The sequence below is a fragment of the Pedobacter aquatilis genome, assembly GCF_032678405.1.
Lineage (GTDB): Bacteria > Bacteroidota > Bacteroidia > Sphingobacteriales > Sphingobacteriaceae > Pedobacter > Pedobacter aquatilis_A.
The window spans coordinates 225,352-239,414 of record NZ_JAVTSJ010000006.1 but is presented as its reverse complement, the minus strand read 5'-3'; the positions used below and the strand labels follow the sequence as shown (position 1 = coordinate 239,414).

At 38.3% G+C, this 14,063-nt stretch carries 13 protein-coding genes; 11 read left to right on the top strand and 2 right to left on the bottom strand.

All coding sequences use genetic code 11. The annotated features are described in order from the left end of the window. The first annotated feature begins 136 nt into the window (after nt 1–136). The 5 genes from R2R71_RS17000 to R2R71_RS16980 all read left to right on the top strand — a co-directional run bounded on the left by R2R71_RS17000 (nt 137) and on the right by R2R71_RS16980 (nt 5,075). On the top strand, nt 137–682 hold the full coding sequence (locus R2R71_RS17000; RefSeq protein ID WP_316832473.1) for a hypothetical protein: 546 nt from the start codon (nt 137–139) through the stop codon (nt 680–682). Between the two features lie 77 nt (nt 683–759). Next, on the top strand, nt 760–1,143 hold the full coding sequence (locus tag R2R71_RS16995) for a hypothetical protein (RefSeq protein ID WP_316832472.1): 384 nt from the start codon (nt 760–762) through the stop codon (nt 1,141–1,143). 189 nt (nt 1,144–1,332) lie between these two features. Further along, nucleotides 1,333–3,474, top strand: a complete 2,142-nt coding sequence (locus R2R71_RS16990) for a S9 family peptidase (protein ID WP_316832471.1) — start codon at nt 1,333–1,335, stop codon at nt 3,472–3,474. Nucleotides 3,475–3,609: 135 nt separating this feature from the next. Next, nucleotides 3,610–4,362 carry a hypothetical protein gene (locus R2R71_RS16985; RefSeq protein ID WP_316832470.1) on the top strand — a complete coding sequence of 251 codons (753 nt, stop codon included), beginning with the start codon at nt 3,610–3,612 and terminating at the stop codon, nt 4,360–4,362. 35 nt (nt 4,363–4,397) lie between these two features. After that, entirely contained in the window at nt 4,398–5,075 is a 678-nt protein-coding gene (locus R2R71_RS16980) for an epimerase (RefSeq protein WP_316832469.1), read from the top strand. A gap of 89 nt (nt 5,076–5,164) precedes the next feature. On the opposite strand, the gene R2R71_RS16975 is transcribed toward R2R71_RS16980, so the two are convergent. Beyond that, complete coding sequence (locus tag R2R71_RS16975) at nt 5,165–5,335, bottom strand: hypothetical protein (protein WP_316832468.1); 171 nt, start codon at nt 5,333–5,335, stop codon at nt 5,165–5,167. Between the two features lie 365 nt (nt 5,336–5,700). Here R2R71_RS16975 and R2R71_RS16970 point away from each other — a divergent pair, with 365 nt between their 5' ends. Both R2R71_RS16970 and R2R71_RS16965 read left to right on the top strand, forming a co-directional pair. Continuing rightward, nucleotides 5,701–7,401 carry a glycoside hydrolase family 3 protein gene (locus R2R71_RS16970; RefSeq protein ID WP_316832467.1) on the top strand — a complete coding sequence of 567 codons (1,701 nt, stop codon included), beginning with the start codon at nt 5,701–5,703 and terminating at the stop codon, nt 7,399–7,401. A gap of 196 nt (nt 7,402–7,597) precedes the next feature. Next, the gene (locus R2R71_RS16965) at nt 7,598–7,807 is read left to right on the top strand and encodes a hypothetical protein (protein WP_316832466.1); all 210 of its coding nucleotides are present in this window, start codon (nt 7,598–7,600) and stop codon (nt 7,805–7,807) included. Between the two features lie 71 nt (nt 7,808–7,878). Here the strand turns inward: R2R71_RS16965 and R2R71_RS16960 are convergent, their stop codons facing one another. After that, on the bottom strand, nt 7,879–8,412 hold the full coding sequence (locus R2R71_RS16960; RefSeq protein ID WP_316832465.1) for a thioredoxin family protein: 534 nt from the start codon (nt 8,410–8,412) through the stop codon (nt 7,879–7,881). Nucleotides 8,413–8,533: 121 nt separating this feature from the next. Here R2R71_RS16960 and R2R71_RS16955 point away from each other — a divergent pair, with 121 nt between their 5' ends. The 4 genes from R2R71_RS16955 (at nt 8,534) to R2R71_RS16940 (ending at nt 14,063) form a co-directional block, all read left to right on the top strand. Then, entirely contained in the window at nt 8,534–9,193 is a 660-nt protein-coding gene (locus R2R71_RS16955) for a TatD family hydrolase (RefSeq protein ID WP_316832464.1), read from the top strand. 84 nt (nt 9,194–9,277) lie between these two features. Then, a complete protein-coding gene (locus R2R71_RS16950; protein WP_316832463.1) occupies nt 9,278–10,072 on the top strand; it encodes a tRNA threonylcarbamoyladenosine dehydratase in 795 nt (264 codons plus the stop codon). Between the two features lie 131 nt (nt 10,073–10,203). Next, entirely contained in the window at nt 10,204–10,698 is a 495-nt protein-coding gene (locus R2R71_RS16945; protein ID WP_316832462.1) for an endonuclease domain-containing protein, read from the top strand. 125 nt (nt 10,699–10,823) lie between these two features. Beyond that, on the top strand, nt 10,824–14,063 hold the full coding sequence (locus R2R71_RS16940) for a UvrD-helicase domain-containing protein (RefSeq protein ID WP_316832461.1): 3,240 nt from the start codon (nt 10,824–10,826) through the stop codon (nt 14,061–14,063).

Genomic DNA, 14,063 nt, shown 5'->3' with positions numbered 1-14,063 from the left:
TTTTGGCAAATCTTCCCAGAAACGCCGATTCAACTATCGTTTTCTGCTTTTTTACAAATTTTACATTTTTATTTACAATCTAAATTGAGCAATCCGGAAAATGTAAGCATAGATTTGATGCATCAATTTAAAAGATATGAAAAATAGAAAAAAGATTGTCTATACACTGATTTTACCGCTAGTTGTGGTAAGCGGGTTAGTATTTGCTAATCGCGAAACTAAGCGCTCTCTAAAACCATTATCTATCAATGAAAGAAAAGCCATTCTGGATGAAAGAAAAAAATGGGAAGCTTCTCCCGATGGTGTAAGGTATAAAGAATGGGAGGCTTCTGCAGCAGGCAAAAGAGTACGTGCCAGTCATGATAAAATAAGAAAATATATAAAGGACTTTACCAATATGGAAGCTGTGGTAACTTCTGTCACTTTTAAGCGTGCAAATGCGAACTCATCAGGGCCAAAATGGCTTATAGTGAGGATTGATGGTGAAGAGTATATGATGCAATTTATTGCAAAAGAATTTCAGCAATTAAACAGACTTAAAGTTAACGACAAAATAGTTATAAGAAGTCGCAGTGCAGGTTATTCGCCTAACCATCCTTATTTGATTATATCAGCTGATTATATCAGGCAAAACAATACGGTACTTTTCAAACGCGATTTGAACAAAAATAAAGGCTGTTAATTACTAATGTTCAAGTATTTCCTTTTTACTTTGTAGCGTTCTGAGCATCAGTCTCGTATCTATCAAAAAACCTACATATGAAAAAGATTCTAACACCTTTAGTGATTATTCTAGCCTTTATCTCCTATACCGCATGCAAAAAAAGCAGTATTAGCGATGGCCCCGGTGAAGTTTACGGAAAATGGAAGCTTACAGAAACGCTTTTCGATCCGGGTGATGGCAGTGGCAAATACACAAAAGTGAAGGAAGATAAATACCTGACCATGTATAAAGAAGGGAAAATGGAAGGTGATGCATTACCCGATCTCTCTGCCTTTAAGATTGTGGATAGTGTAACCATGGAGGTAACCTCTAAAACTTACAACAGAGTTTTACCATACCGGTATAAGGCTACTGCGAATACACTTGTGCTTAACCCACCCTGCTTCGAAGGATGTGGTTATAAATTCGTAAGACAATAACTTAGCCTGAGAATCGGCAGAAGAAAGTGCCCTGGTTTAATCAACAGTATTTTTGAATTCGTCAGCTGTTTCATAATAAGTTAGGTCTTTGTTTAACATGTTTATGTTAATTTGAATGTATTATTATTGATAAAATAATTTCAAATGCTAAAACAGTTTTAATTTTATCGCAAAGAACTAACTAGAATTATGAATAAATATTTATTATCTGTAACTGCCTGTGCATTAGCAATTACAGCCAATGCTCAGCAAGGCGGCTCGTTAACCGCTAAAGATTATGAGCATGCGGAAAGCTTTTTAAGCTACAATACTGCAAAGTATATCGACCATACATTTTCCATGCCCAACTGGCTGGAAGGCGATAAATTCTGGTACACCACAAGAACTGCAGATGGCGAACAAACTTACCTGGTTGATCCCGTAAAAAAAACCAAAACCTTAACCACCGAATATAAAAGTACTGGTGGCGGGGCGCAAAACTTCCGCCGTGGCGGTCGCGGAGAAGTGGTATCGCCCGATGGAAAGAAATCGATATTAATTCAGAATTACAACCTATATGTTAAGGATATTGCTTCGGGGAAGCTAACACAATTAACTACTGATGGTGTGAAAGATTATGGTTACGCAACAGATAATGCCGGCTGGAAACACAGTGACGGTGCTATTTTAAGGTGGTCGCCTGATTCAAAAAAAATTGCAACTTTTCAACAAGACCAGCGTAATTCGAAAGATATGTACCTGGTAAGTACGAATGTTGGTTCACCTAAACTTAGCGCCTGGAAATACCCGCTGCCAGGTGATAAAGAAATTGCAACCATCAGAAGAGTTATTATCGATGTTGAAAAAGCAAAGGTTGTTTCCTTAAACATCCCAGCTGATCCGCACCGTGCTACTTTAAGCGATGACATTTCGAGCAGTGGAACTTTTGATGATATCGACTGGAAGGCCGATGGTTCGGAAGTGGCTTTTGTATCAACCTCCCGCGACCATAAAAACGAGAAATTTCGTATCGCCAATGCTGAAACCGGTGCTGTACGCGAAGTTTTTGAAGAAACGGTTAAAACTCAGTTTGAATCAGGCCAGGGCGCTATTAACTGGAGATACTTACCCGCAACAAAAGAAATTTTATGGTACTCAGAAAGAGATAACTGGGGGCATTTATACTTATACGATGCCACAACTGGAAAGGTAAAAAATCAGATTACCAAAGGCAACTGGGTAGTTACCCGCTTGTTAAAGGTTGATGAGAAAACCAGAACCTTGTATTTTATGGCTAACGGACAGGATAAGGTAAATCCTTATTTCGGCCATTTTTATAAGATAGGTTTTGATGGAAAAAAACTGGTTGATTTAACGCCTGAAGCAGGAAATCACTCGGTTAACATTGCGCCATCGGGCAATAATTTTATCGATACGTATTCGCAACCTGATGTTCCTGCGGTTAGTGTTTTCCGCAGCATGGATGGTAAACTGATTACCCAGCTGGAAAAAACCGATGTTTCCCGCTTAGCAGCTACTGGCTGGAAAGCACCAACGCCCGTATCGGTAAAAGCTGCTGATGGTAAAACAGACATTTATGGACTGGTATTTACGCCAACCAAAATGGATGCGAACAAAAAATATCCAGTTATCGATTACATTTATCCGGGCCCGCAGGGCGGAAGTGTAGGTAGCTGGTCTTTTGCCGCTTCGCGTGGCGATAACCAATGCCTGGCAGAATTAGGTTTTATCGTTGTTGTAATGGAAGGAACGAGCAATCCTAACCGCTCGAAAAGTTTCCACGATATGAGCTATGGCAACATGGCCGAAAATACCTTGCCTGATCAAATTACCGCAATTAAGCAGTTATCGGCAAAATACCCTATCGATACTACCAAAGTTGGTATTTGGGGCCATTCAGGTGGTGGTTTCGCTACTGCCGCTGCCATGTTCCGTTATCCTGATTTCTTTAAAGTTGGTATTTCTGAATCAGGAAACCATGAAAACAGAAACTACGAGGATGACTGGGGCGAACGTTACAATGGTTTGGTTGAAAACTCAAATTACGAAGCACAAGCCAATCAGAATTATGCAAAAAACCTGAAAGGAAAATTAATGTTGGTTCATGGTATGATGGACGATAATGTTCCACCATACAATACTTTGCTGGTTGTAGAAGCATTAGAGAAAGCCAACAAATCGTTCGATTTGGTCATATTCCCGAATAGTGCGCATGGCTATGGTGCTTATTCGCCTTACATGATGAGAAGAAGATGGGATTACTTTGTACAAAACTTACTGGGTGTGCAGCCCCCATACGATTACCAGATGAAGCCTGCAACATTAAGGTAGTTTAAATACAACGAAAAAGGTTCTGGTTTGTACCGGAACCTTTTTTTGTAACAGGAAAAAGAGAATAGTTAAGTTCTGTTAAACTTTTAGATGCCTCACTCATATCTGCTATTTTAGCTTTAAGCTAATCGGAGTATGAGAATCTTTTTCTTCTTTTTACTAATCATTGTATCGACAAAAATATATGCCCAGCAAATTAATGGCGTGGTATTGGATTATAGCTCGAAATTACCTGTAGAAAATGTAATTGTTACTTATGGTACGCAAGCTTTCATTACCAGCAGCACCGGAAAATTCACCTTAACTAAAAATGGCATAACAGATACCGTTTTGTTGAAAAAGCTGGGCTACGAAAACTATACATTGAATCTAAACAGCAGCTTTAAAGATGTTACCATATACTTAAAACAATCTGCCATCGATTTAAATGATGTTTTAATCCTCTCGAAACGTGATTACCTTGCCGATTCGTTAAAAATGCGAAATGATTTTGCAAACGTTTTTGCCTATAAAGCGCCAACCATAAAAGATGTTGTAGTAGAAAAAGGCTGGCGTTATCCAACTTTTGGTTCAAACCTCGTTTCAAATTCCACCTCATCCGTTGTAAGTTTAGATGTTTTAAAAACAATCGGCCTGTTTACCAAAAACAAATCATCGCTATCCAAACTACAAAAAGTGCAGCTAAAGGAAGAGGAAAGCAATTACATTAACCATCGTTTCGATGCTGAAAAAATTACTTCGATTACGGGACTTGAGGGTGATTCACTGCAGCGTTTCATTCAAAAATATCGCCCTTCGGGTACTGAAATCAGGAAAATGAATGATTACCAGATCCTGATGTACGTAAAGAAAAGCTATAATGAATTTATTAAGCCAAACAAAGATTAACTTTAAATAGTTAAATAAGCTATAAAATTCAAACGATGGGAAAAACGAGAGCAGAAAACAACGTAATCATTACCGGCTCGACCGGAATGGTTGGTGAAGGTGTGTTAATTCAGTGCCTGAATAGCCCTGAAATTAATTCGGTTTTGGTCATTAACCGTAAGTCATGCGGTTATGTACATCCCAAGCTAAAAGAGATTATCCATCAGGACTTTTTTGATTTCTCCCCTATCGAAAACCAATTAACCGGCTATAATGCCTGTTTCTTTTGCCTGGGGATTACTTCTGTTGGCGCCAGCGAAGAGGTTTATTACAAGATGACTTACACGCTGACCATGCATGTTGCAACAACATTATCGAAACTAAACCAAGACATGACTTTCTGCTATGTTTCGGGAAGCGGCACAAATGAACAAGGCCGTCTAAACTGGCAAAAAGTGAAAGGGAAAACAGAGAACGATTTAATGAAATTGCCTTTTGCACAGGTTTTTAATTTCAGGCCTGGTTTTATAAAACCCATAAAGGGGCAAAAATTTGCGCACAAATTCTATAAATACATCAACTGGATGTTTCCTATTGGCAGAACATTATTTCCGAATGGGTTTTGTAAAATGACGGAACTTGGCGATGCCATGATTAATACTTTGAGCCATAACAACGAGCGTAAAGTGTTGGAAGGAAAAGCGATTATTGCCCTGGCTAATGAACCATCATAAGATGGAAAAGGTAAAATGGAAGATGTAAGATTTAAAAAAGTGAATTCTTACCCCCTCAACCATCTTACATCTTCCATTATACATCATTACTATTTCCTATTATCGTATTTACGCTGGTTATCACGATTCGAGGTTTGGTCTGACCGCTGGCCACCACCATTTGTAATACCCTGAATTTTCTTGTCGATTTTAACATCGTGATTTGCCCTGTCGGCTATCGAACTTCCCTGAACGGTAGGGTTGTTTTTTGGTGTGCTCATGTTTTTCATGGTTGTAAAATTTAGTTAAACATTCTTGCAGAGCGCTATGAATATAACTTCTGATTTTAGAATATGTTTTAATTTTCCCACCACCAAAGGTTTTGGTGCAAACGAAGTGCACGTTTTTGTTCAATAAACCCGATGGCAGCGGCAGCTCCCGATTTTTCATCGGGGCTACAGCGTACAGCGGGGCTGCATTGGCCAAGAAGCACTGAACACCCATTTTCAAAACAACCTTCCCCCGATCGTGCTTAAATTGTTTAATGGATGTACAACCTATTGTATTAAATCGATTACTTGGATTGGTTTTTGTTTAATTCGGTTATTACTTATTAATTTAGCCGTACCGAATACAACAAAACACTGTGAAAAAGAATACACTACTGCTTATTATATTTTGCCTTGCCATTTTTTCGGCAAATGCACAAAAACAATCCTATTTAGAAATGCTTGCTAATCAGCCAAAATGGGTTGATTCTGTTTTTAAAAAATTGAACCGGAGGGAAAAAATCGCACAAATGTTTTTCGTGAGGGCGCATACCAACTTAGGTCAGAAATACATCGACTCGGTAGGGATGGTCATTAAAAAAGAGCAGCTAGGTGGTGTAATCTTCTTTCAGGGAGGCCCGGTTAGGCAGGCAATGGCAACCAATGCTTATCAGAAAGTTAGTCATGTGCCTTTAATTGTTGCCAACGATGGCGAATGGGGTTTGGGAATGCGTTTGGACAGTACCATTTCTTACCCTTACCAGATGACTTTAGGGGCCATTCAGAATAAAGAACTGATTTACAAAATGGGGCTTGAAGTTGCCAAAGACTTTAAACGCATGGGCATGCAGATGAACCTCGCTCCTGATGCCGATATTAATAATAACCCGAAAAATCCGGTGATTAATTACCGTTCTTTTGGCGAAAATAAATTTAATGTAGCAACCAAGACTGCCACTTACATGAAAGGCATGCAAGATGGTGGTTTATTAACAACACTAAAGCATTTTCCGGGCCATGGCGATACGGATGTAGACTCACACTATGATTTACCGCAACTTACTTTTAGTGCGGCCAGATTAGATAGTTTGGAGATGTATCCTTTTAAGGAACTGATAAAACAAGGGGCATCAGGCATTATGATTGCGCACATGAATATCCCTTCGTTAGATAATACGCCAAATCTGCCATCTACTTTATCAAAACCAATTGTAACGGGTATCCTTAAAGAAAAATTAGGTTTCAAAGGCCTGGTCATCTCAGATGCAATGGACATGAAAGGTGTTGTAAAATTCTTTAAAGACGGTGAAGCGGATGTTATGGGAATTGTTGCCGGCAACGATATTTTAGAGCTTTCGGAAAACAGTGACAGGGCTGTTAAGTTAATCAGGAAAGCCATTCGTCAGGGAAGAATAAACATGAGTGATGTTGATGCCAGCGTTCGTAAAATTTTAACTGCAAAATACTGGGCAGGCCTGAATAAACGCGATACTGTGGTTACCCAGGGTATTGTTGCAGGTGTTAACCGCAATGCCAGTAATGCATTGGTTCAGGAACTGGCTAATGCTTCAGTTACCCTTTTAAAAGGAAAAGATTATATTAAAAACCTGATTCCGATTAGAAGAACAGCCATAATCAGCATAGGGGTTCCGACGGTTACCCGCTTCCAGAAAGAGATTTCAAAAGGCTTCTATAATTCTGTTTACTATGTTTTAGATAAGGATGCGTCAGCGGCACAAATTTCGAATATCGCCCGCGAAATTGGTGCCTTCGATCAGGTAATTGTTGGTATCCACGATAGCCGTTCAAGACCGGGAAACAACATTCCCCTGAATGCAGGAGTTAAAAATTTCATTAAGGATTTATCGGCTAAAGATGCTGTTTTCGCTCTTTTTGCCAATCCTTATAACCTTGCTGGATTACCTGGCTTAGAAAACAGTAAAGGATTGGTTGTGGGTTACCAGAAAGAAGATTATATGCAAATTTCTGCCGCAGCAGTAATTAATAACCGTTTGGTACCAAGTGGTAAATTGCCGGTAAGTATTTTACCTAATTATAAGTTTGGCGATGGACTGTAAATTATAGCAGCAAATAACATTAAGAAATGTCTGATGAATTCTTCAGACATTTTTTGTTTCAGTGAATTTATCCGCAAGCGTAGTATTTGTAGAATTGCTTATAAAACCGGCTTTCTGCGGTAATTTTTTAGCTTTATAAAAAAGCTAAAACAATTCTTTGGTCTAAATCATTATCTATTTAATAAAAAATAAAGTTATGATAGACCCAGAAGACGAAGATTATTCGAACGACCCAAATGATGCGCTGCGCAGAGAAGACGATACGGAGTTTATGGATGAATTAGAAGGTGATGATACCAGTATTGAGCACGACAAAGATTTGTTAGCGCAAGCCGATGAAGCATCGAGGTCATCTTACGAATTAGATTTAGATGATTTTGAAGAAGACGATGATCTTGATGATTAAAAAAAAGCCGCAATTTTCATCAATCAGAAACTTGCGGCTTTTTACTTAAGCTATAATTTTTACCTTTCAGCTCACTTTGCCTTAGGCTTATACGTTTCAGGATTCACGGCGGCAACTGTCCATCCTTTTAAAAACGAAATGGTCTTTTTAACATCATGCCCAACTTTTCTTCTGCCGTTGGCGCCAATTTCATCACTTTCCAGGTATGCTGAATTTTCAATATGCAATACTTTTCCTTTGCCATCTAAAACTACAAATACCGGGTAGCCGAAACGGTTAGGGAAGCCTAAATATTTCATCGCTTCGTCGTTATGATGATCTTTATCCCAGTTAACCAAAACATATTCGTAATTATCGTTAATGGTTTGCTTTAAAACCGCAGTGGTATCTACGAGGTTATGAAAGGCAATACACCACGAACACCAGTTTCCGCCAACCTGCACCAAAACATGCTTATTCGCTTTAGCAGCTTTTTCGGTTGCCGCTTTTATATCTGCCAGTGCATTTGCCTCAGGATTATAAATATGAACGCCTTCAGTTTTACTTTGGCTGAAAGCCGCTGTTGAAATAAAAACAACAGCCAATAAGATTAATACTCTTTTCATGATTTGTTAGTATAATGATACAAAAATAATAAAGCCTACTAATTCAATAGATTATTAGCAAATTATTTACAGAAGAAATACATATCGGGCTGTTTTAGCAAAAGCTTATCTTTGAAGGATAATGGATTTTTTAGACATACATACCCACAAGACAGGCCAGAAAAGAGGTGTAACGAGCATTCAGAGCTTATCGTTAACCAGCGATATTTTTCTGGCAATGCCTAAAACGAAACCCATTTCGATAGGACTTCACCCCTGGTATGCAACGTTGGATAAGCTCGAAATCCAGTTAGCCTACCTTAAGGTTTTAGCAAAACAAAAAAATGTTAAATTAATTGGCGAATGTGGCCTGGATAAGCTAAAAGGCGAAAGCATAGAAAACCAAATTTATATTTTAGAACAACAGCTGTTAATTGCCGAAGCGCTTAACAAACCTTTAATAATACATTGTGTAAAGGCATTTGCGGAATTAATCGAAATTAAAGAAAGGTTGAATGTTAAAGTGCCAATGATTATACATGGCTTTAATAAAAACGAAGAATTGGGTCAACAAATGCTCGCTAAAGGTTTTTTATTATCTTTTGGAAGTGCTGTTTTGAAAGAAAACTCAGGTGCTGCCAGACTTGCCAGGCAATGTGATTTGTTTTTCCTGGAAACTGATGATTCGGCTGTCGCTATTGAAGAAGTTTATCAGGCGGTAGCCAATTTAAAAAAATGTTCTGTTGATGAGCTAAAAGCCCTTATTTTTGCCAACTGGAATAAGTTAAACTTAATTAAATAATTGCCGGCGAAATTCAGAAGTCATGGTAAGCGATGAGAAATTTATATGCTGCCAAATCGTATTTCACTGACAAAAGAAACTAATATGTCTGATACAAGCTGGCTTTCACGCTCTGCCCTACTGGTGGGAAACGATGGGATTGAAAAATTACAATCGAAACATGTTTTGGTTATTGGTTTAGGTGGTGTTGGTTCTTTCGCAGCTGAATTTATTTGCCGTTCAGGCATAGGTGAAATGACCATTGTAGATGGCGATGTGGTTGACCCCACAAACCGGAACAGGCAACTACCGGCCTTAGCCACCAATCATGGTGTAAGCAAAGCTGCAATTATGGAGGAGCGTTTATTGGCAATCAATCCGGAATTAAAGCTGCATGTCGTAAACACCTTCCTCACACCAGAAAAATGCCGCGAAATCCTGGAGTCGAAATTCGATTATATTATGGACTGCATTGACAGTGTGATGCCTAAAATCACCTTACTTTCCACTGCATTAGAAAAAAATATCCCAATAGTGAGTTCTATGGGTGCTGGTGGTAAAATGGATCCGACCCAATTAAGAGTTGCCTTACTACCGGATACTTATCAGTGCGTTTTTGCCAGTTATGTACGCAAAAGACTTAATAAGCTTGTAGGTGCTTCGAAGATTAAAGCCGTTTTCTCAACAGAAGAAATGGACAAAAATTCAATGATTATGACCGATGGCAGTAATTTTAAGCGTTCGGCTTATGGAACAATATCTTATCTTCCTGCGGCTTTTGGAGGCACTTGTGCATCAGTCGTTATCCGCGATTTATTAGGCGTTAAAATTGCAATGGCAGAACGTCCGGCAAGAATAAGCCACAAGGTTTTAGCCAAACGGAAGAAGAAATCAAAATAATCCCCAGCTAATTGTGGATATCCTGATTTCGTGAAAATTTTAAAATGTTGTAAGTTAGGTGTTATAAGGAACCACCCAGTCGTCGGGTACTCCTCAAAAAGGATTTACAAAGTGCCTTAACGGTTAACAAAATGAAAAATTTCGGTACTGCGGGTTTTGCTTCACACAATTCCCCTCTTTCAGAGGGGTGTCCGCAGGACGGGGTGTTAAAAAACGAGTTGTATGTTAATGGCACACTTTTAACACTAAAATCAATTGATAATTTGCCTTATCAATTGAGATTAAAAGAAAGAGCAAAACAGCTTAGGCAAGCTCGAAATTTACCCGAAGTATTGTTTTGGATGCAGGTTACCAAAGGTAATTTTCATAAAATTGATTTTGATAGACAAAAAATTATCGGAAATTATATTGTAGATTTCTATGTTAAATCTCTTGGATTAATCATAGAAATAGATGGTTCAAGCCATGATGACAAAGAATTGTACGATAAAAACCGGGAACAGTATTTTATGTTACTGGGTTTAAAAGTTTACAGAATCACTGTTGATGATGTCATGAAAAACATGGATTTTGTTAAAATGGGATTGGAAGAATATATAATTAAAAATTATGGTGTACCAACATGATAACAGCCCATTTGCTACATATCCACCCTCTTTCAGATGGAAACTGCAAAAATATTAGGAAATAGAACATCAAATTTAAAAACCACCCCGCCCTGCGGGCACCCCTCAGGAGGGGAATAAAACCTATGCCGCAACCTCTTAAAATTCTTCAGGCTTCTGCCGGTTCTGGTAAAACGTTCAGCCTAACTGCACATTACCTGACCTTGCTTTTTTCAGGAGAAAATAAATACCGTGAAATCTTAGCCGTAACCTTTACCAATAAGGCTACAGAAGAAATGAAAAGCAGGATTTTAGAAGTGTTAGTTGGTTTAGCGCAGGGAAATCCTTCGAAGAAAATTGATGATTACCGTAAACTCGTTTTACTTGCTTATCCTGAGCTGAAAGCTGAAAATTTACAGCTTAAAGCCGATAAAATTTATCGCAAAATTCTTCATGATTACAGTCGTTTTTCGGTAAGTACAATTGATGGCTTCGTTCAAAAAGTAATCAGGGGTTTTGCTTTCGAGCTCGGTTTAAATGCTGATTATAATTTAGAAATGAATTATGACAAGGTTAAAGACGACTTAGTGAACAAACTTGATGAAGCACTAAACGAAAACAAACAGCTTTTACAATGGATTATTGATTTAGCTATTGAGCGCATCAGCGATAATAAAAGCTGGAATTATAAAATTGAACTTTACAACCTTATCGGAGAGATCTTCTCCGAACGTTTTCAGGTTTTTGAATCGGCAGTTGAAGCGCTTGGGCTTGAAAATATTGACGAGCTTTTTAAAAAATACATCAGTGTTACTAAGGATGAGATTAAAAACTTCGAAAGTGAAATTATACAGTTAGCAACTGATGCCCGTGAAGCATTGGAAGTTCTGGGTGTAGAAAATGAGGATTTGAAAGGAAAATCAAGAAGTCCTTTAACCAAATTAATTGTTATTGCCCGCGGTGATTTCTCAAAAATAGAATCCATATTCAACCTCATTGATGAACCAGAGGAATGGTTTCAGAAAAATGCTGATAATCCGGAAGCTTACGCTACTGTTAACCCGATTTTACAAAAGATAAAAACCCATTACATAAATCATTTACCAAATTATCAGCTGGCCATAGCTTTTAACAAGAACCTATATTACCTGCGGTTGATGCAGGAAATTGCTGTATTGTTGAAAGAATATCGTGCAGAAAATGATAACCTTTTGATTAGTGATGCGCAAAAGTTAATATCAGGAATTACAGAAGATGCTGGCGACAATCCATCTTTCATCTGGGAAAAAGTGGGCAACCGCTATCGGAACTTTCTGTTTGATGAGTTTCAGGACACTTCTACCAGTCAGTGGGGAAGTTTTAAATCACTTTTAACCAATGCCATTGCCACTCCGAGCTTGGCCTTAACCGACCATTTAATTGTTGGCGACACCAAACAATCCATCTATCGCTGGCGAAATGGCGACTGGAATATTTTACACAAACATGCAAAGCTGGATGTAGGCCCGCATAATGTTATTGAAGAGAGTTTAGCAGAGAATTACCGCAGTACAGAGAACATCATCACCTTTAACAATTTTCTATACCGGCAAATTCCCATAACCTTGCAAAATGAGTTAAACCAGAGTTTGACAGGTAAACCAGAGGAGCTTACTGCCTGGTGGGATGCACAGCATTACCGCTCAATTATTACCGATATTTATGCAGGTTCATCTCAAAATTTCGCTGCCGGTACATTAAAAGGCGGCACTATAAAAATCAAGAAATTCAGTAAAGAACATGCGCCTGAAGAGACCCGTTTTTCAGAAACCATTTTTCGGGATTTAGCCCTGAACGATGTTATTGAAGAAATCCTTTACCTGAAAAATGAACAGCATTATGCATTGAAGGATATTGCCGTGCTGGTTCGTTCTAACAGTGAGGCCATGCTAACGGTTCAAAAGTTGATGGAGCAAAAACTCCCTGTACTTTCTGGAGATGCTTTGCTGATTTCCAATAACTCAGCGATTCAGCTCATCATTAATACGTTAAAGGTTTTAATCGGCTTAGATACACAAACGGCTTTGTATAAAGCGAACTGCATTGCACTTTATCATTCATTGCATGGGCAAGAAGCAAATGCTAACCATTATGTAAACCTTAATAATATTTCATTAAGTACGTTAAGTCATGTTTTACCGAAATCGCTGTGCGAAAACTGGCAATCCTGGCTTCAGCTTCCACTGGCAGAATTGATTGAAATTTTGATAGAAGCTTATGATTTAAAAAAATGCACACAACACCTGCCTTACCTGTTAGCTTTTAGAGATTTAACTGCCAGCGCAGGGAAACTTGGTGAAAAGGGCATTATTTCTTTCTTAACCTGGTGGGATGAAGATGGCGTAAAAAAATCGCTTCCATCGCCTGAAGGTGCTGATGCAATTCAAATTATTACTATTCACAAATCAAAAGGGCTTGCATTCAGAGCAGTTTTTGTACCTTTTTGCAATTGGGAGGTAAAAGGTAAAGCGAACTCAACATTCTGGGTTTCTTCAGCGGATACCGTTTACAAGGAGCTTCGGGGGATTCCTTTAAAGTACAATAAAGATTTAGCCGATTCTGCCATTGCAAAGGCTTATTACGAAGAATTGCTTTACAATAACATGGATGCGTTGAACATGCTTTATGTGGCAACTACGCGTTCAAAAGATTATCTGTATATCGCTACTATGGGCAAGGCTGAGCCCAAAGGCAATAAAGAAATTAATCTTTCAAATATGGGTGATGTGATTAACCACACATTTGAAAATGATTTTGATGAAAATGGCGTGTACGAAATTGTAGATTATGTGCAAACAGAAACCAAAACGGAGGCTTCGAATTCCATAAATTTAAGTCATTATCCAACTACCACACGATTATCTGAACTCTATATTCCATCCGAAGACAAGCATTTGAAGCATCTGGTAAACATCGAAAAATCGGGAAGAAAAGGCTCATTGCTTCATGATATTTTAGCAAACGCTACTACTCAAAAAGGAGTTGAAGATTATGCCTCGAATCTTATTTTGCAAGGTATTATCAAGGAAGAGGAGAAACAAAAGCTGGTTGAATCCGCTATGGAAGTATTAAACCATACAGAACTTAAATTACTTTTAAATAAAGCCACAGAAAGCATTACCGAAAAAAATATTGTTGATGCGAATGGAAAACTGCACCGGCCCGACCGGGTATTGCTAACGGCTGACGAAGTGATTATTTTGGATTATAAATTTACTTTGGAAGAAAGTGACAAGCACATTGAACAGGTGGATAGTTATAAAAATTTGTTATCTCAGATGGGATATGAAAATATTAAAACCTACTTATTTTACGCGATTAAAGGCAAATTGAAATTAGTACAATAA